This window comes from Enterococcus quebecensis (assembly GCF_001730365.1).
GTDB lineage: Bacteria > Bacillota > Bacilli > Lactobacillales > Enterococcaceae > Enterococcus_L > Enterococcus_L quebecensis.
Map to the genome: position 1 here is coordinate 175,640 of NZ_MIKB01000001.1, position 18,822 is coordinate 194,461.

At 32.7% G+C, this 18,822-nt stretch carries 16 protein-coding genes; 3 read left to right on the forward strand and 13 right to left on the reverse strand.

What is annotated here, in order from left to right:
* Nucleotides 1–399: 399 nt before the first annotated feature.
* The 4 genes from BCR23_RS00800 to BCR23_RS00815 form a co-directional block, all read right to left on the reverse strand.
* Nucleotides 400–1,311 (reverse strand): aldo/keto reductase, encoded by a 912-nt coding sequence (locus tag BCR23_RS00800; RefSeq protein WP_069633602.1) that lies wholly within the window; start codon nucleotides 1,309–1,311, stop codon nucleotides 400–402.
* Nucleotides 1,312–1,376: 65 nt separating this feature from the next.
* On the reverse strand, nucleotides 1,377–2,849 hold the full coding sequence (locus tag BCR23_RS00805) for a helix-turn-helix domain-containing protein (RefSeq protein ID WP_069633603.1): 1,473 nt from the start codon (nucleotides 2,847–2,849) through the stop codon (nucleotides 1,377–1,379).
* Between the two features lie 149 nt (nucleotides 2,850–2,998).
* The gene (locus tag BCR23_RS00810) at nucleotides 2,999–5,071 is read right to left on the reverse strand and encodes a heavy metal translocating P-type ATPase (protein ID WP_069633604.1); all 2,073 of its coding nucleotides are present in this window, start codon (nucleotides 5,069–5,071) and stop codon (nucleotides 2,999–3,001) included.
* Nucleotides 5,072–5,252: 181 nt separating this feature from the next.
* Nucleotides 5,253–5,816, reverse strand: coding sequence for a hypothetical protein (locus BCR23_RS00815; protein WP_069633605.1), 564 nt, complete (start codon nucleotides 5,814–5,816; stop codon nucleotides 5,253–5,255).
* Between the two features lie 320 nt (nucleotides 5,817–6,136).
* Between BCR23_RS00815 and BCR23_RS00820 the strand changes: the two genes are divergently transcribed.
* The 3 genes from BCR23_RS00820 to BCR23_RS00830 all read left to right on the forward strand — a co-directional run bounded on the left by BCR23_RS00820 (nucleotide 6,137) and on the right by BCR23_RS00830 (nucleotide 9,061).
* A complete protein-coding gene (locus BCR23_RS00820) occupies nucleotides 6,137–6,955 on the forward strand; it encodes a helix-turn-helix domain-containing protein (RefSeq protein ID WP_069633606.1) in 819 nt (272 codons plus the stop codon).
* 252 nt (nucleotides 6,956–7,207) lie between these two features.
* On the forward strand, nucleotides 7,208–8,476 hold the full coding sequence (locus BCR23_RS00825) for a murein hydrolase activator EnvC family protein (RefSeq protein WP_069633607.1): 1,269 nt from the start codon (nucleotides 7,208–7,210) through the stop codon (nucleotides 8,474–8,476).
* 150 nt (nucleotides 8,477–8,626) lie between these two features.
* Nucleotides 8,627–9,061: a universal stress protein gene (locus BCR23_RS00830; protein ID WP_069633608.1), complete on the forward strand. Its 435-nt coding sequence runs from the start codon at nucleotides 8,627–8,629 to the stop codon at nucleotides 9,059–9,061.
* 488 nt (nucleotides 9,062–9,549) lie between these two features.
* Here BCR23_RS00830 and BCR23_RS00835 read toward each other — a convergent pair whose 3' ends face one another.
* The 9 genes from BCR23_RS00835 to BCR23_RS00875 all read right to left on the reverse strand — a co-directional run bounded on the left by BCR23_RS00835 (nucleotide 9,550) and on the right by BCR23_RS00875 (nucleotide 18,739).
* Nucleotides 9,550–10,674: a tyrosine-type recombinase/integrase gene (locus BCR23_RS00835; RefSeq protein WP_069633609.1), complete on the reverse strand. Its 1,125-nt coding sequence runs from the start codon at nucleotides 10,672–10,674 to the stop codon at nucleotides 9,550–9,552.
* 410 nt (nucleotides 10,675–11,084) lie between these two features.
* Nucleotides 11,085–11,438 carry a hypothetical protein gene (locus BCR23_RS00840; RefSeq protein ID WP_069633610.1) on the reverse strand — a complete coding sequence of 118 codons (354 nt, stop codon included), beginning with the start codon at nucleotides 11,436–11,438 and terminating at the stop codon, nucleotides 11,085–11,087.
* A 254-nt stretch (nucleotides 11,439–11,692) separates the two neighbouring features.
* On the reverse strand, nucleotides 11,693–12,430 hold the full coding sequence (gene lepB / locus BCR23_RS00845; RefSeq protein ID WP_240482509.1) for a signal peptidase I: 738 nt from the start codon (nucleotides 12,428–12,430) through the stop codon (nucleotides 11,693–11,695).
* Nucleotides 12,431–12,456: 26 nt separating this feature from the next.
* Nucleotides 12,457–13,119 (reverse strand): hypothetical protein, encoded by a 663-nt coding sequence (locus BCR23_RS00850; RefSeq protein WP_069633611.1) that lies wholly within the window; start codon nucleotides 13,117–13,119, stop codon nucleotides 12,457–12,459.
* 23 nt (nucleotides 13,120–13,142) lie between these two features.
* A complete protein-coding gene (locus tag BCR23_RS00855; RefSeq protein ID WP_069633612.1) occupies nucleotides 13,143–14,213 on the reverse strand; it encodes a WxLIP family cell surface protein in 1,071 nt (356 codons plus the stop codon).
* 109 nt (nucleotides 14,214–14,322) lie between these two features.
* A complete protein-coding gene (locus BCR23_RS00860) occupies nucleotides 14,323–15,141 on the reverse strand; it encodes a WxL domain-containing protein (RefSeq protein WP_069633613.1) in 819 nt (272 codons plus the stop codon).
* A gap of 31 nt (nucleotides 15,142–15,172) precedes the next feature.
* Complete coding sequence (locus BCR23_RS00865) at nucleotides 15,173–15,964, reverse strand: WxL domain-containing protein (protein ID WP_069633614.1); 792 nt, start codon at nucleotides 15,962–15,964, stop codon at nucleotides 15,173–15,175.
* The gene (locus tag BCR23_RS00870) at nucleotides 15,961–16,299 is read right to left on the reverse strand and encodes an LPXTG cell wall anchor domain-containing protein (protein WP_069633615.1); all 339 of its coding nucleotides are present in this window, start codon (nucleotides 16,297–16,299) and stop codon (nucleotides 15,961–15,963) included. Before BCR23_RS00870 ends, BCR23_RS00865 begins: the two co-directional genes overlap by 4 nt.
* 13 nt (nucleotides 16,300–16,312) lie before the next feature.
* The gene (locus tag BCR23_RS00875; protein ID WP_069633616.1) at nucleotides 16,313–18,739 is read right to left on the reverse strand and encodes a hypothetical protein; all 2,427 of its coding nucleotides are present in this window, start codon (nucleotides 18,737–18,739) and stop codon (nucleotides 16,313–16,315) included.
* Between the last annotated feature and the right edge of the window lie 83 nt (nucleotides 18,740–18,822).

Genomic DNA, 18,822 nt, shown 5'->3' on the forward strand with positions numbered 1-18,822 from the left:
CCATTCTTAAAACGATTCCTTACTGTGAATAAGGCAGAATCACTCGGAATTAATAGTAAAAAAATAACCCCTCCTCTGCACACTCAGAGGGGGGGAATTAGGAATACACACAAATGAAATTAATTTTTTGTAACAGCTATCTTTCTTTTATGTTTTTATAATACAAAAAATATGTGAACTATTTATGAACGAATAATTTCTAAAATGTAACTTTTTCTCTTCAAATTTATGTGTCTGCGATGTAAACTACAACCTCGCTTACCATCACCGATAGTAAAAAAATCCACTCTGCACACTCAGAATGGACTTATAACTATTGGAACTACACATAAAAATAAATTCTTTATGATATAAAGTAAGTGTGAATAATGTGTGAATAAAATCGTTAAAAATTGTAAATCAAGGTAAAATATTGCCTGCGGCACGATAAATTTCATACCATTCTTCTCTGCTCAACACAATCTCAGACGCTTTCGCAATTTCTTTGATTCGATCTTTATTCATGGTTCCAGCGATCACTTGCATATTGGCAGGATGTCTTAAAATCCATGCAGTAGCTAAACCAGTTGACGTACAATTATGGTTTTCTGCAATTTTATCTAACGTTGCGTTTAAGTCTGAAAATTTTTCGTTTCCAATAAAAACACCTTCAAAAAATCCGTATTGATAAGGTGACCATGCTTGAATAGTCATCTCGTTTAAACGAGAATAATCTAAAATACTTCCATCTCTATCTACACTTTGTTCATCCGTCATATTCACATGAATTCCTTGATCAATCATACCAGTATGTTTGATACCAAATTGAAGTTGATTAGCTAATAATGGTTGCTGTATTGTCTTCTTCAATAGTTCGATTTGCATGGGTTTTTGATTACTAACACCAAAGTATCTTACTTTTCCTTGCTTTTCTAATTGATCAAAAGCGGCAGCAACCTCGTCTGGTTCTACTAGTGTATCCGGTCGATGAAGTAATAAGGCATCAATATAATCAACACCTAAACGTTTTAAACTCCCCTCAACAGAGGAAACAATGTGTTCTTTTGAAAAGTCAAACATTCCCTTACGAATCCCGCATTTTGTCTGAATAATGATCTCTTCTCTTTTGATAGACGTTTCTTTCAAGGCTTTTCCAAATATCCTCTCACATTCTCCGCCACCATAGATATCAGCGTGATCAAAAAAATCAATGCCTTGCTCGTAAGCTGTTTCAATAATTTCTGTTGGATTCTCAGCGCCATTCATTCTCATGCACCCCAGAATAACGGATGCTACTTGTAACTCACTTGATCCAAATTGAATTTTCCTCACTAAAACCCCTCCTGAAATGTATTTACTATTATATTTTAACACAGTTGAATGAAAGGGTTTCATTATCAGATTTTTTTTAATAAATTTTCAATTTGAAAAAATATTTTCTCAGAAAAATTTTGTCCAATCAATAGGACGGGTTGTGAATGTTTTTGAATTAAATCTTGATAAAAAACTGTAGTTAAAATAACATCAGCATACATAATAGATTTAGTTTTTCTAGCATAAATAACTGTTAGATTATACCTTTCATAGAAAAAACTGGTTATTCTCTTACCAAGTTCTATTTCTTTTTCAAGTGATAAATCGGTCATTAAACAAATAAATATTCTTTTTTCACTATACACAGGAGAAATAAGTGAACTTAAAATCATAAAGTAGCGATAAAATAAAGCATCTTTAGGTATCCTCTGATAAATTGAACTATTTTTACTCAATCCAGATACACATTCATCCAGTTTACTAGTAAAATTAGGAAAAGCCTCTTGTAATACCTTGGCAGGTTGATTCCTTTCAAAGTAAAAATATGAAATTAGTTCATAATACAAATGAAATCCTAAAGATGCCACAATACTATCTTTTGAATGCTTAAATTTTTTCTCCCAAAAAACATGTCTGAATTTATTTGTCATCACTATTGTTCTTGAATAACAAGTGGTTTTCTTTATGTAATGTTCCTCTATAATATAGGCTTGCATACTTGAACCAAAGTATGGTAAAAAACGTGCCTGAATTATTAAGTAAAGGTATGCTACTTCCTCAATATCTATATATTGATAAGTTTCGTTGATTCTCATTGCCTCTTGAAGTTTAGCAAAAATGGAACTTTCATTAATATACTGCTGCCATTCTGCTTTTATTTTTATTGCCTTTCCCTTTTGATAACGCCAAATGGCTATTTGAATGATTCTAAACAGGGCTTCCTTTTGAATATCATTGATCTGCATATTAAAAAAATCAATCAGCAGTTGTGTCAATTGTCTACTTCCAGCTTTTTCCTGCAATAAAAAATTATTATTTGTTCCTTGATAAACAAACCAATAAAAGTGTAGAATCAACTCTCGAATCTGTTCTTCTTCTCCCGACAATTCATAGGTACCACGCCTCAAATAGACACCGAACTTTTTTAACCGATCATTAATTCTTTTTACTCGTCTTCTCAAGCAAGACTCACTAATCAACAGCTTTTCAGCTAAATTTTTCGTCAGAATCGTTTCCTCTTCAATAATAGCTTTTAAAAAAATAACTTCTGGTAAATTGCTTAAATATTGCACCAAAAAAATCTCTGAATATAAGTCATTATCTCGCTTTAAATAAAAGCTATTTTTTGATCGACTAACAATTGCTAAATGATTTTCTAACTGATAGATTTCAAATAATTTTTTCACTTTCTTGATATATCTCAATATCGTTTTTTGACTAACATCAATCTCAATAGAAAGCTGCTCTAGTGAGATACTGGTATCCACTGATTTTAATAATTTGAACAATTCAAACAATCTTCCTGATTCAAAATCAAAAATTTCTTTATATTCCATCTTCAACCTCCACTTTTAAAAATGAATACTCATTATATCAGTCTACTTTACAAAAAATACCACTTTTTTTGCGGGACTCAGTAATTTTAGAAAAAAAAATAATGAATATGCATATAAAATATACGTCATATTCACTACTTTTTATTTTTTTAATTGCGTATGCGTAATGTCATTGCATTTGCTGCAACAATTACTGTGCTCAGAGACATCAAAATCGCTCCTACCGCTGGATTTAATAAAATCCCCCAAGGTGCTAAAATACCAGCAGCAAGTGGAATCGCAATAATGTTATAGCCTGCTCCCCACCAAAGATTTTGGATCATTTTTCGCTTTGTTTGTTTACCTAAATCTAGAAAACGCAGAATATCTTCTGGATCACTATCCGTTAATACAACATCAGCTGAATCAATCGCTACATCTGTCCCAGCACCAATTGCAACGCCAATGGTTGCTCTGACTAAACTAGGAGCATCATTGATTCCATCACCTACCATCATCACTTTTTTTCCTTCGCTTACAAATGTTTGAATGAATTTTTCTTTATCTTCAGGTAATAACTCACCGTAATATTCATTAATTCCTAAATAATGTGCCACTGCCTCCGCTGCTACTTTATTATCCCCTGTCAACATTATTGGTGTGATCCCTTGTTCATCCAAATTAGTTATAAATTGTTTTGCTTCTGGTTTCACCTTGTCCCCTAAAGCAATCATAGCAACTAATTCGCCATCAATAATCAAGTAACTTATCGTATTGCCTTGTTCTTGATAACTTTGTTTCAATGAGCGATCAAATAGTATGTTTAAACGGTCTACCTCTTTCTCATTAACAATTTTAATTTCCATTTTATTGACTTTACCAGTAAGTCCTACACCAGAAATACTTTGAAGATTTTCAACTTTATCTGGTGAAATGTTTTTCTCTTCTAGATAATCCATGATGCCACTAGCTATGGGATGATTTGCATTTTTTTCCAAAGCCCCAATAATGCTCAGTATTTCTTCTTTCGTTCTGTCTTTGACAATCATTTCAAGCCCGGTTACAGAAAATTTACCTTCCGTCAGTGTACCTGTCTTATCTAACATAATATATTGAATATTATTTGCTTGTTCCAACGCATCCCGATTCTTTAATAATAATCCGTTTTTAGCAGCAATTGAAGTTGATCTAGCCACAACCAAAGGTATCGCTAAACCTAATGCATGAGGACATGCGATGACAAAGACTGTTACCATCCGTTCAAAAGCAATACCTATGTCCTTATCAACAATCAACCAAATTATAAACGATACAAGTCCAGCACCGAGAGCTATAAAAAATAACCACTTCGCTACTTGATCGGATAAAGATTCTAATTTTGATTTTTCAGTTTGTGCCTTTTTGACCATATCCATAACTTTTGAAAGGTAACCAGTTTCACCAGTTCCAGTCACTATTATTTCAATCATTCCATTGCCATTGATGGAACCACCAATCACTTTGTCATTTTTATTTTTTTCGATTGTTTTCGATTCCCCAGTAACCACTGATTCATCAACTAATGTATGCCCTTTGGTAATTACCCCATCAGCAGGAATTTTATCTCCCGCTGAAATGATTAAGCAATCATTTACTTGGACTTGATTCAATGGTATTTCCTCTGTAATACCATCATTATTCACTCTTTTAACTTTTTCAGGTAAAAGTTCAGCCATTTTCTGTAAAGCATCGCCTGCATTTGAAACAGCGTTCATCTCAATCCAATGTCCTAAGAGCATGATAACGATCAACGTAGCTAACTCCCAGAAAAAATCCATCACATGACTTTGAGGAAACAATTTATTCATAATAAATGCGTACAGACTGTAAAAATAAGAGACTGAAATTCCCATAGTAATTAAAGTCATCATTGCGGGATTTTTTTGTCTCAGTTCCATCTGCGCACCTTTTAAAAATGGTTCCCCACCATAAAAAAACAAAATCGAAGCTAAAATTAGAACTAACCACTCTGAACCTGTAAAAGTAAATTGAAAAGGTAAATCAACACCCATCATCGGTGATATAAAAATGATTGGTATCGCCAAAACAAGTGAAAACCAAAGCTTTTTCTTGAAGTTACCCATGTGCATAGAATGATCCTCACTAGACATTCGTAAATGCTTTCGGTTATCCCTTATACTTTGATCCGTAGTTTCTATTTCAGAGCTTTGATGATTTACATGTTTTTCTTCATCGTTGTTCATTCCAATTCCTTCTTTCCTTGTTTGACATTTAGCTATGCGCTAGACATCTTTTCGAACAATTCTTATTGAAGAAACGACTATTCTTTTTTAAGCATAGCACAACATATCCTTCTATTAAAACAAAGTCTCTTATTCATAGAAACGGTTATTCTTTGCGTATCTTAACTGTAGATATTCTTTTTCAATGCCAAGTATAACTTTTTAATAACCAAATTGCATAAGCTTTTTTTTCTTTGATCTTCCTATACTTTCGGCTAAAAGAATCCTTGATATATCTGTATACACTTTTCGCTGATTCCTGCTTTATTTCCATATACATTTGCTTTATAGCTTTTCGGTTTGCTCTATATTTTTTGCGATTGCCCCCGGTAAAACTATAAAAAATATCAATACCCTCTGAATTTTTCGTTATTGGCGAGTGAAGAAGCAGCTCATTTTGTGTCCTTTTTAAATTTTTAAGTAATTCCTCTGTTACTTGTTTATCTAGATTTTGCTTTATAATCATTTTGCATAGTCTCGTATACTCAATCTTAACAACATGATTATATACATGACTTGCGTAATCGACACCTTTATATAAAATGTTTGCACTAAAAGACATATTTACCAACAATTTATACTGCCGAATATACGTTTCTTCCATTTTTAAGTTGTTCTCTTGGTTAGGAATCTCTTTATTCAACTTTTCCAAAAACTGATACAGAAGATGATTTTTTTGTTCCTCAATCCTACTTATTTTTTTCATTTTCATTTCCTCCTTATTAATGAATGTTTTTCGGTATTTTTTATAGAAAATGATAGTGAAAATAAATATGTTCATATTTAAATATATAATTTTAAGTCAACTATAAAAAATAAACATGAATATCTGTCACTATCATTTAGAATACAACCTCTTTAAATCAAAAAAACAAAAAATCACAACACAACCAATTGAATATATTTCGGTATAAAAAACTATATCATCTTATGAAAAAAAACGCAAGAACAAAATGAAAAAAAAACGGTACACCTCTTCCTTAAAGAGTGATATAGTATAAGAAAGAATTTATAGGAGGAATTATTTTGGAAGTAGATTTAATTGCAGCTGGAAAAAGAATCAGGGAAATTAGAAATCACCATAAATATTCAATGGCGCGCTTTTCAAAATTAGTTGGAAATTCCAGTGCTAGTACAGTAAATAATTGGGAAAAAGGCAATAATTTACCCAACCAAGACAGGTTAGAAAAGCTCGCTATTCTCGGTAATACAACAATTGATTGGATTCGTTATGGAGAATTCGAAGACTATGTAGCTCGTTTATTGATAGAAGCAAATTTAAGAAAAAAACTTGATAAAAAACAGTTCCAACAATTAATTCAGACGCTTAAAAAACAAAAAATCACCTACTCTCAAGATTTGAAGATTCTGACTGTGGCAAATGAGCTATTTCCAGATTTATTTGAAACAAATTATAAAGCTATATTCTCAGAGGAAAGTGATAGTCTTATTTCAGAAGATTCTACAACGTATAGAATTGAGCAAAATGATCGTTACAGAAACGATTTTCTGCCCAGAATAGAAGAACTATTGCATGATTCTAGCCAAAAAGAAATAAATGCTACTGTATTATTTCGTACTTTCGATATGCTAAAGCGAACGGAATCAAATAAACACTTTCCAGCAATTCCTCAAATTTTTACTATATTATCAGATATTGTAACTAATGACGTATCTTATAGAAATAAACCTACTTCAAAAGTAGTTGATTATGCTGAGCTTACAAAAAATAATCACAAAGGAAAACAACTATCTGAAAATACGGTGAAAAAAAAATATGCACAAGCAAAAAAAGACTTAGCCGATTTACTAGATGATTTTTATTCCGAATACAATGATAAATGATGTATTTATCCATTCCTGATCTGCCTGAAAACTGCTCTCTCTCATTAACTATAAGTATCATATATTACAATTAGATGATAAGTTTGTTTCCAGATTTTAAATTTCAACTTTTTTCATTACGCTTGTACTTAAGATATGATTATTCTTCACCCCCTATGTTATACTTTATCTTGTGTAATTGAAGATTACTGACGATGATTTTTTATAATATCATGCGTTCAAATACGATTAATAAAAAGCGGGGAATATTCTTTGAAGAAAAAAATACTAGTTACACTTTCATTTATTTTATTAGTAAATGTTGCACCCATAAGTGTCTTAGCAGAAGATGTTGATCAAAAAATTAACAATCAAAATAAAAAAATAGAAGATATCGTGAAAAATGAAAAAGATGCTAAAGCTTACTTGGCAACTTTAGAAAATGAAATAACCACCATCGAAACCGAATATCAAACTGTTCTTTCTGAAAAGCAAAAGCATGAAAAAGAAATGAATAAACTAAATACTGATATCTTAAATTTAGAAACAAAAATCAAAAAAAGAAATGAACAACTACAAGCCCAAGCTAGAGTTACTCAAACCAATCGTGAACAAGAATCTGTACTGACAGTTATACTAAGTGCAAATTCGATTTCCGATGCGGTTTCAAAAGCTATAGCTGTTAACACCATAATAACAGCCAACAACGATATTTTAACAGCCCAAAAAAACGACAAAAAAGACCTTGATCAGTTAAAAGTTTCATTAACACAAACCCTGAAAACACTTGAAAAGAAAACAGGAGAACTTGAACAAAAAGAAGCTGCCTTAGCAGAAGCAAAACTTGAACAAAATGTAAAAATCAACGAAATTGCTGCAAGTCTTGCTACTGAAACAGCTGAAAAAAATAAGTTCGTTAAACAAAAAGAAGAAGCCGTTAAAAGAAAAGAAGCTCAATTAAAAGCGATTGCTGAAGAAAAGAAAAAAGAAGCCGAAGCTAAGTCTTTAGCTGAAAAACAAGCAAAAGCAGCACAAGAACAGGCAGCTTCTAACCAATCAACAGAAAAAGAACAATCAGCAACTGTTCCAGATACAAATATTGGTGCTGACAACAACCAACAAATCCCTACTCCTCCAACATCATCTGGCGGTTGGTCTGCTCCTGTAGCAGGTATGAATATTACTAGTGGATTTGGCGGACGAGAAGATCCTACTGGTATTTCCGGATCATTCCATGATGGTATTGATTTTAGCGGAGCAAGTGGTACACCGATTATGGCAGCTCGATCTGGTGAAGTTGTCAGCGCAAATTACAGCGGTATGGCTGGAAATCATGTTGTAATCAAACACGATAATGGTTACTATTCATATTATCTACACATGAGCAGTTTAAGTGTTTCAGCTGGACAATCAGTTAGCGCCGGTCAAAATTTAGGTGGCATGGGAACAACAGGTAATTCAACTGGTGTTCACTTACACTTTAGTATTTCAACAGGATTGTGGAGCGGTTTTGTTAATCCAGCACCATTTCTTGGTCTATAAAGAAAGAATAAACGATAAGAATTCCGCACTCTGTTGAATTCTTATCGTTTTTTTATTATGTTATTGATATCTTTTATCCATTTCAATTCGTTTAACCTCTTTCATGGAACGTGTTATAATGAGGATAGATAAAGAAAGGTGCTGATTGAAATGTTCGATAACTACTCAAACATCTTAGTTGCTATGGATGGTTCAAAAAATTCTGAGTTGGCTTTACAGTATGGTGTGGCTATTGCAAAAGAAAAAAATGCTACCTTATATTTATTATCAGTCGTAGATGAAAACGCAATTAGCCATAGCTCATATGCTTACTCAAAAGTACTTGCTGAAGAAAAAGAAGCCATCGAAAAAGAGCTACTAAAAAATATTTATTATGCTACCCAAGAAGGTTTAAATGATGTGATTCCGATTGTTGAGATAGGTAATCCAAAGGAAATGATTTCAACAGTTGTGCCTAGAGATCAAGCAATCGATTTGATTATTGTTGGTTCTACAGGTAAAGGCATGATTCAATCTAATCAACTTGGAACCACAACAAGTTATGTCGTTCAATATGCGCCTTGTAATGTTCTTGTTGTGAAATAGTCTCTTGTCTATTAAAAATAGGCATATAAAAAAGTCGTAGTTACTTTTTATATGCCCTATCAACGAAATAATTGAATGAAGCTGAAAATATATCTAGCTTCATTCAGTTATTTTTTTAGTCCATTCTTATTTACTTACCTCTAAACAATCCAATGGCAATTCCCAAAACACTGGAAGCTTTCACTAGTATACTGACTAAAACCATTAACGTTGTTCGCTCTATGTAATTCCTGCTCAAAAAAACTCAAGCATCAAATCCAAAATTAGAAAAGAATTTTATAAGATACTTGATCTATTTATTTATTATCAGATTAATTGACATAACCATTTTCTGCGTTACTTTATATTCATAGCAGTGTGTTGATTATTTAGATTTTTATTCAGGCAATTTCCAACTTAAAATATTCAAGTAAATTAATAATATGTGACAACCCATTCTCCTTATGCTTTCATATATTAAATCGGCATTATAAACAGCTAGTTCTTTTTTATTCAGACATTTTTTCACTCATTAATTGATCTATTTTATAAATGGCTTTTTGCCGACTTTCTAACAATGAATCCGCATACGTATCCAAAGTCATCTTAGCAGAAGTATGACCAAGCAACTTACTAAGACTTGAAATGTCCACACCATTTTCTAAACATCTAGTTGCAAAAGTATGTCGCAAGGAGTGAAAACGAATATTTTGTATTCCTGCTGCTTTTACAACTTTTTTAAAACGATATCTGATAACTCTAGGTTCCGTCATTTTATTTTTACATGAAACGACATAACTAGACATTGAAATGACTTTTTTCGTAAGTAAGTATTTTTTTAAATTTTCGGCCAACGGTACAATTCGATAAGAATTATCAGTTTTAGGTATACCGACAAACACTTCCGTTTTATTGCCCTCTTTTTTTTTGCTATTTACTCTATAAATTGTTCGATTTACATAAATAATACCTGTTTCAAAATCGATATCCGACCATTTTAGACCGCTTATTTCACCAATTCGAAGCCCCGAATACAATGCTAATATAATTGCAGAGCAACCCTTCTCCTGAAAAGCAAACTGTTCCAACTTTTTTTGCTCACTACTTGTTAAAGATGTTTTTCGTGACTTACATTTCTTATATGGGATTTTGATATTTTGACAGGGATTGGATGCAATAATATTTTGAGTATTTGCCTCTTCAAGTATCTTTTTTAATAAAATGAAAACATTGTTCATTGTACCATATGATAAGTTTAACTCTTTCAAAAATTTAACATAGGACCTGATATCCTCACTATCTAAATCGAATAATCTTTTTTCTCCAAAATAAGATAAGATATATTTATCTATTAACCATTCATAATTAAAAAAAGTAGATTGTTTTACTGTGTTTTTTTTATGATGATACAACCAATAGGTCGTCCATTCTTTCATATCCCTATCGAATAATTTTTTGTTTTTTGATTCTGCATACTGTGCTTTCAAAACAATCAATTTAGATTTCACCTCTAAATAACGTTTACCATAAGTATATCCATAAATAATTCTACCTTTACTATCTCTGTTTTTTATATATCTCCCTTCCCATCTACCATCTTTTCTTTTATAAATGTTCTCTCCTTTTTTTGGCATTAAATACTCCTCTCTACTCATCAATATTTTCAGTATTACTCATTTAATCAACGATCAATCGCCATATAAAATGATTAGAAATACAAAACCATCCAACATCCACACCAATAAAATAACATTATAAATAAATAGACCAAACTAAATATACCTTATATTTTGGATTAAAAAAACCAATTATTGATATTTATTTATCATTTAAAGTAAACTAAACGTTTTATATACCTATTTAATTCCCAGATCACAAAAGAATTTTAACTGTTTTTGTGTTATATTTATACAAAAAAAACACTAGACAACTTTATTAAATAAAGATAAAAAAACGAACGAAATGAATTGACATCCATTTCGTTCGTTATTTTTTTATATAATAATAGTTTTCAAACGGGCACTCATAGTTAATTAGTTAATTTTTATTTGTTTGTTTTACAACCGCAGAACTTATACACATGTAAATAATTTCCTGTTGCATTTCCTTTTGCATCATATTCTGGTGTTGATGAGATTAATTTTGAACAACAGTCATAGTACTTCAAACCATTATGTTTTACGTAAATTTTTGCATATTTTGTAGTAGTTTCACTATCTGTAACAACTGTTACTTCACCTTTAAGTAATACTTTATTGGCTTTTTTTACTGATGTTACTGTTGTTTGATCATCGCTAAATCTATTTTTTGATGTAGCTTCTGCACTTTGACCTCCAAATCCTAACATGATGAATAGTCCCATTGCTAATGAAATAGCAATTACAATTTTCTTTTTCAAATTACAACATCTCCTTATAGTATAGATTACTTTTGAGCGACCGTTTATAAAACTAAAACTATCAAATGATATAGAAAGATTACTAGAATAATCCTGACCGTACTAGATTTCCTGAGAATAATATTCTAAGCTCTTTCTTTAATATGTGGACTATTTATCCTATGAAAAACATCCCAACATATGTAGCGAATTGCCCTGTTTGTTTATAACTACTATGTCTTTTTTATCAAGCCAATATTTATTGGCTCGGATAGTTATCGATTAAATTTTTCCATCAAGTGCAGTGGTAAAATCCTCATTTCAACAACCCCGATGATGTCATTTTTATGAATAAACCCATAATACCGACTGTCTGTCGAATAAGGTCTGTTGTCTCCAAGTACCAAATAGAAATCCTTGGGAATTATTTGTTGATTATTTTTTAATTTTGTTATGTCGAAATTTTCCGTGAATAACAGGCCCATACTCTTTGCTTTTGTAACATCTTGTTTATCAATAAACTTTTCTTCTATTTTCTCGTTGTTGATATATAATTCATCATCTTTATATTCTACAAACTCTCCTGGTAGACCGATTACACGACGAATCGCTTTCTCCTGTTGATCGGGCGTTTCAAAATACACCAACTTAAATCGACCTATATTGGTTCTTTTATTAATGTAAACAAGATCATCTTCCCAAAGTGATGACAACATGCTATATCCTTCAACTTTAGCAAAAGTAAAGAAGAAAATAGAAAGTATCCAAATAAAAACACCTGCAATAAGAACCGAACAACCTATTTCAATCCCCATCCGTTTTAATTTACGTTGCTTTTTATTTTTTGAATAACCGATATTTCCTTTCTTTTTTTTTGTTTGCTTTTTTTTTAGGTTATTACTCTTAGTCCCATGGGTCACTTTATTTTTCTTACGGCTTTTTTTTTCATCTTTTCTTTTAAAAGGTTTCTGCGTATTTCTGATCTTTTTTGATTGATGAGTTTTATTAGCCATAATCGCCTAACTCCATTGTCTTGTTGTTATTTTTTTGCTGCTAGTGACCTTTCATTGATTTTAAATTGATCAATTACGGCTTTTTCATTCTTTTTGACTTTCTCAATGTCATTTTTGAAAGATTCTGTTAAGGTTGAATCTTTATAAAACTCTTTTTCTTGTGAAGATAAGTTGATTCCTAACTCTTTCATTGAGGAATAATAACGATTGATACAAACTTGCCCATCACCACTGATACGGTAATCTGCTTTATTTAAAGCAAATGCGGCTAAACGTAAAGACAGATTTTTCAAATTTTGTTCTGCTCGTTGCCCATCACCAGACTCTGCTAAGTTTAGCTGTTCCTCAATATCACGAAGATTATAATATCCAGAAACAATTGATTTTTTATCTGATTCACTTAAATTTGTTGATTGATAATAGACTACATACATTGAGGTTCCTGCTCCTAAAAACATCATGATAAAACACAGGACGCTTCCCCAAATGCATTTTTTTTTCTTTTTTTGTAATCCTCTTTTTTTTCTTGCAATCATTTTTCTCTTGCGTTTATTCTTTGTTCGAATAGAAAATAATTTTTTTTGCTCTTTTCCAGTTTTAAAAATACCAACAAACAACAGAAGAACAAAAAGTAGAAAGAGAATTGCTACCGCTAAACTAATGACTGCAATCCAGTCTAATAATGTCATTTTATTCCTCCCAACTTTCTACTCTACCTTTTTTTGCTTGGCCCTTTTTTTCTTCTTTTTCTCTTTTTTCTTGTAGCAAGACGAATAATTAAAAAGACAATCAAGACTAGGCCTATAACACCGCCTACAATCATACCAACTAATTTAAAATCAATTCCCCGATCTTGATCAATACCAATATCTTCCCTATTAAATTTATCAGCTTCTTCTTTAGTTATTTTGAACGACTCGTTCCATTCCCATTTTTTTTCTTTGGAAGTAGCAATAATGTGCGCTCTATAAGTTCCAGGAACCATTGCTTGGCCTTCCATACTGATTGGATAATTTAAAACAGTATTTGGCGCCATCCTCATTTTTGTCTTTTTAGACTCATAAAGGACTTCGTCTTTTTTTTCAGGCATAATTTGAACTTCCACTGTAAGATCATCCAGTAAATCAGCTGCTTCATTACCTAAATCAACCGTGATCGAATTACGTCCATTTTGTTGTGTCGCATATGTTTTTAAATACCCCATCTTAGGTTCAATCTTAGTATCCGTTTCTCTTAATAACATCGCAATCGTATATGCATATTCATTGATAATCATTGTACCGCTTGGTTCTTTTTGGGATTCGTCTTCTTGAATTTTTTGAAGTTGAATTCCACCTAAAATGATGCCATCATAACCCGTTTCCGGCATTTTTATTTCTAATTCTAGATCTTTATCAGATTCAGGCGGTATTGTGATTGTTTCTGGTCCTTTTACAATTTCAGCAAAATCAAATTTCATTGTAGAATCTTTTTCTAGCTTTGTTTCACCATATTCTAATACACCATTTGAATTTGTTCTGCTTCCATTTATTTTCACTCCAACAGTAACCTCTTTTTTACCAAGATTTGTAAGAGTGATTGAAACTTTTTGATTTTGACCAGGAGTCATTTTTAGATTGAAATAACCAGCATCATCTATTTGATTATCTGGATGATTTGTCTTATATAAAAAACCGACAGCTCCTGAAGCTTCCGACTCAGCATGTATTACTTGTGCGTTAAAAGAAAAAAGAAAAATAATTGAAAAGATACCCATAAGTAACGGTTGAATTTTTTTCTTCATAAACAGAAACATTTCCTTTCATTCAAAGGCAAGTTCCCCAATTACTAAGAGTAATAATAATTAGCGAACTTGCCTACTAGACACTTGCGTTTTATTTTATCTTAAATTTTTAAAGTACGTCAGCAAGTTCCCATAGAACTTTTGCTACGTGTGCTTCTTTCGTTTTTACTGTCTTACCTGGTACAAATAATGCAACAGAACCATTTTCAATTTTATTTGCATCAGTTGCATTAGGTGTTCCTGTGGAATCTTCTTCCGTTCCTTTTCCAGTTGCAGTGTTGTAGGCTTTTGTATTACCAAAAGCTACTGTATACGTACCAAAACCATCTTTAGCAGCTTTCGTTTCTAAAACGTCAACTATATTTTGAGATTCATCTAAAGTAAACGTTGAACCAGTTGATGATAATACTGCATGAGGACTCACACTTGCATCAGTATCTGTTTCAACAATTGGATTTTTAAAACTAATCGTTGAATTGCTTAAAACATTTCCTGAAGCTGCTTTAAACTGTTGTGTCATTTTTGCTCTTAACACCCATTTTTTACGCTCATCAATACGTTTATCTGTTAACTGTAAATAAACACCACGATTTTCTTTTGATCCATCAGCTTGCGTAACTTTAACTTGTTCAGCAAAATAAGTTTCATCTGTTAAGACCGCTTTTTGTTGTTTAAAGTTCATTGTTGAAACACCATCAATTTTTAGTGGACCATTATCTGGGTTTGGCACATAAGGTGGGTCAACTGGTTTTTTAGGATCTTCCGGATCTTTGTCGGTATTTTTTCCAGAATCTTCCACATAGTCGATTGATCCTTCTCCTGATTGCTTTCTTGCTTCTCCACCCTCAGCGTTTGCTGCTGCTGGTAATACTAAACTTGCACCTAATACTGTTAGTAATGCGATAGAACATAATGTTCTTTTTTTCATTTTTGTTTCCTCCTAGTTAATTTAAATTAATTTATGGTAACTCAGATAATATCCAAGTCAGCACCGTTTGGTATTTTCCAGCTACTCTATCAGAAGAGCCTGGAACAAAAAATGTTACTGCATCATTTTTGTGAATTTGTTTATTATTAAAGTTTGGATCAAGTACTGGCTGACCTGTTTCGTCAACTAAAGGAGTCAATGTAGAATCTTGTCCACTCTCATTTTCATCAGAGGCTCCAAATTCGACACTCCAGATTCCTTGTCCTTTGCCTTTATCAGCTTTAGCTAAATCGTACGTTGTCTTAATTTTGTCGATTTTTATTACATCATTTATTAATGAAGGTGCGTATTTTTTGTCCATCGTTGAATTTGTCCAAGTTTTATCCAATGAAATATAGGAACCTTTCAATTGCGACTTTTCATCTTTAGCAATCATAAAATCAGTTTCTTGTCGAACTTGTAATGTCCACCCTGCACTATTTGCACGACTGTCAGTTATTTGAACAAAATTCCCACGAGGACCTGTTTCATCCTCAAATAATTGTGCATTAGCATGATAGTACTGATCTTTGACCGATAGTCGATTACGCCCAAAATCTAGTTTAGGTACAAAATCAATTCTAAGAAAACCTTCAGTCAACGGACTTGGTCCTGGGTTAACTGGTTTTACAGGCTTTTCAGGATCAACTACTTGAGGTGGAATCAATGCAGCATCAAACCCTATTGTGCCTTCTTGCTCGATGGACTTCGCCAGAACATCAACATTAGAAGTTATAAGAAAAAGATAAGAGAGGCAAAAAGCAATCGTCAATTTTATTTTCACAGCTTGTTCTCTCCCTTTTGTTCTTTTTTTCGCTTCTTCATGTATGCAACTATAGCTAGTAAAACTACTATTGCTCCACTAAGTGTCAATGATTTTTTTATAATTTCCCCTGTTTGAGGATAGCGTCCAACAGGTTTAGTGCTAGTTGGTTTTACACTGTCCTTTGGTTCATCAACTGATTCTTTTTCTGGTTGGTCATCACTGTAAAACTCTATTACTGCTTCATGTCCCACCTGACCACCGTCAACAGCAAAATGTCTCACAGGTTTTAAGAAAAGCGTTAGACCTAAGATAGAGACAGCTATTGTGCTGAGTATCAGCTTCTTTTTTTTCATGCTATTCCCCTCTCTATGGTCCATCAAGCAATTCCCACTCAATAATTCCAACATAACTGCCCGATTCTTTGACAGCTCCGATTTCTGTTTTTAACTTGAAGCCGTCTCCTTTAGCTGACCACTTATCGCTAACTTTATTCGGCGAACCATCTACATTTGTTCCTACAGCAATATCTTGCATACCCGAATTCAACTTCACTTCGTTACCGCTATACATGTATCGAATAGCATTGGTAACCACCTGATTATTACTGTTGGTTAGTTCTTGTTTCATACGTGCCTGAAGTTTCCAAGGTTTTTTAGTTGCTCGACTATCCTGAATAACTAAAGCACCGTCAATTCTCACTGGTTCTTCAATCAAGCTTTCTTGGGCCTTAACAATTTGAGTACCAAAATAGATTTCTTTCGGTGCAGAAATCAGAGCGATTCCTCCTTTAAATCGATAAGTTACCTTTAATCCATTCTCTAAAACTTCAATCGCATCTTCTGGTGTGGGTCTACTAACGATCTCATACACTTCATCCAATTTATCTTTTACAACCTTAGCTACAGCTGGTTCTTTCGTTAAATAAACAAAGCTACCAACATCTCTTACTAAAGTAATGTCTGGATTAATATTTCTATTCTCTTCATCTAAAAATTCGACTGTAAGAGTCGCTTTTCCTGATTTAATTGTTAAGTTTAAGATTTTTTCTTCAGAAGTGTGACCTTCACTGTCCACTGCATAAACTTTAATCACTCTTTTTCCTATAGTTAAAGCTGAACTAGGCAGAGTAAACTTCCAGTCCATTTTTTTCCCTGGATTTGCCATGTCATTTGGCACTTTGCTGCCAAATTTCACTGCTTCCCCATCATCAAGCGTATAGAATAAGTCAACAAATTTACTTTCCGAATCACTCCATTGACCCGTTACATCAAAGTCAGATTTTCCTTGAATTAATTCTTGATCTTTTTGATCAATGAAAACTTCTGGTGGATTCCCTGAAAGACCGATTGTTACATCGTATGTCATCTTTGTTCCTTGATTTACGTCAAGTGATGTTGGTTGATTTTTCATGAAGATTGCTGTATCCATTTTATTAATATCATTTGTAACATAGACCAACTTATCTGCAGGGTGATTTTCTACTTCATAACCTGTTGAATTTAAAGCAGAGAACCCTGAATCATCAAAGTTAAAGAATAGATTTAAGAAATAATCTCTTGGGAACGCACTTGTTCCCTGTATCCAGTGTTTTCCGGTCCAGTTCAGAGCATGGTCTGGTCCGTCAAAGAGATACTGAAGCTTATACCCATTATCTCCATCATCTTTTATATAAACCCCTTTGTTATTACCAATTGCATAAACTGGTACTTGGTCATTCTTATTCAACTCCGTATCAATCATTGAACCGATAACAAAGTCAGCAGCTTTTTCCGAGCCAATATTGGTTATAGTGTAGTCTACATTAACAGTTCCGGTTGTCTTCCCAGTCATAATAATTTCAACGTGGAATTTTTTCGAATCGAATACTGAATCATACGTCAATTTGTAGATTATCATTCCATTTGGCAATTCTCGCTTATAGTATTTATAACCCTCACTAGTAATATGACTTCCTGTATTAAACACTTTCGGATTTGTATTGTTCCCATAAGCGTATATCAAACCATAGCTTGTCCATAGTGACTGTCCAGCCTCTTCAGGCTTAGCCACTGCGCTTGGCGTATGATATATATGCTGAACTCGTTTATTATTATCCATAAAAGTTACATTAGGAATTGCAAATTGTTTTTGTCTGTTTCCTGAAATACTCGTCTTCCCTAGTGCATCTGTAGGTCCAAACCCATAGCGTAGTTCTTTTCCCACACCCGCGGGTATTATAGCCTCTTCAGCCGTAAAAATTTCTGTCCATTCATCACTGTATGAAGCAGCCGATTTAGATCGTGATTTTGGAACTTCTTTTTTCTCTGATAAACTCGTTGATGTTTCAGGTATCGTTGACTCTTTTTTTCCTATTTCTAATTTGTTTGAACGATTTTGTTCTGAAATAGCTTGAATCGTTTGAATTTCTTCAGAGTTGGTTGTTCCTTGTAAGTAGAGCGTTGTTTTTTCAGACTCTTTTTCAAGGATTAGTTCCATTTGAGATTTTTCGTGATCGATTTGAATAAAAGTTATCTTTCCTTTATTCATCTCGAGTAATTTTTCCTTTTTAAAGGAAAGACTATCAGGATAGTTTAGGAAAATTCGTTGATTTTTTTTGGCAGAAGTTATGTTTAATGAGAAATATACATTATCCCCAGTGGTTTCTTCCACTTGTGTTGTTGTTTGCTCCAAAAATATTGGGTCATCTTTAGTTTCTGTAGCCTTAATTGAAGAACCCTTAACAAAAAAAATAGATACAACCAACAACAAAATCCCGAAAATCCCAATAACATAAGCTTTTTTTCCGATCTTCATTTTTTCAACTCCTTTCTTAACCTTAGTTCTTGCTTATGGTGCTCAACATAAGCAAGAATCTATGTCATTCTTTTATTCACTTT

Bases quoted from the DNA above. Each gene is read 5' to 3' on its own strand.
- BCR23_RS00805 (WP_069633603.1), bottom strand. From the start codon at position 2,849: ATGGAATATAAAGAAATTTTTGATTTTGAATCAGGAAGATTGTTTGAA.
- BCR23_RS00810 (WP_069633604.1), bottom strand. From the start codon at position 5,071: ATGAACAACGATGAAGAAAAACATGTAAATCATCAAAGCTCTGAAATA.
- BCR23_RS00815 (WP_069633605.1), bottom strand. From the start codon at position 5,816: ATGAAAAAAATAAGTAGGATTGAGGAACAAAAAAATCATCTTCTGTAT.
- BCR23_RS00830 (WP_069633608.1), top strand. From the start codon at position 8,627: ATGTTCGATAACTACTCAAACATCTTAGTTGCTATGGATGGTTCAAAA.
- BCR23_RS00835 (WP_069633609.1), bottom strand. From the start codon at position 10,674: ATGCCAAAAAAAGGAGAGAACATTTATAAAAGAAAAGATGGTAGATGG.
- lepB (WP_240482509.1), bottom strand. From the start codon at position 12,430: ATGGCTAATAAAACTCATCAATCAAAAAAGATCAGAAATACGCAGAAA.
- BCR23_RS00850 (WP_069633611.1), bottom strand. From the start codon at position 13,119: ATGACATTATTAGACTGGATTGCAGTCATTAGTTTAGCGGTAGCAATT.
- BCR23_RS00855 (WP_069633612.1), bottom strand. From the start codon at position 14,213: ATGAAGAAAAAAATTCAACCGTTACTTATGGGTATCTTTTCAATTATT.
- BCR23_RS00860 (WP_069633613.1), bottom strand. From the start codon at position 15,141: ATGAAAAAAAGAACATTATGTTCTATCGCATTACTAACAGTATTAGGT.
- BCR23_RS00870 (WP_069633615.1), bottom strand. From the start codon at position 16,299: ATGAAAAAAAAGAAGCTGATACTCAGCACAATAGCTGTCTCTATCTTA.
- BCR23_RS00875 (WP_069633616.1), bottom strand. From the start codon at position 18,739: ATGAAGATCGGAAAAAAAGCTTATGTTATTGGGATTTTCGGGATTTTG.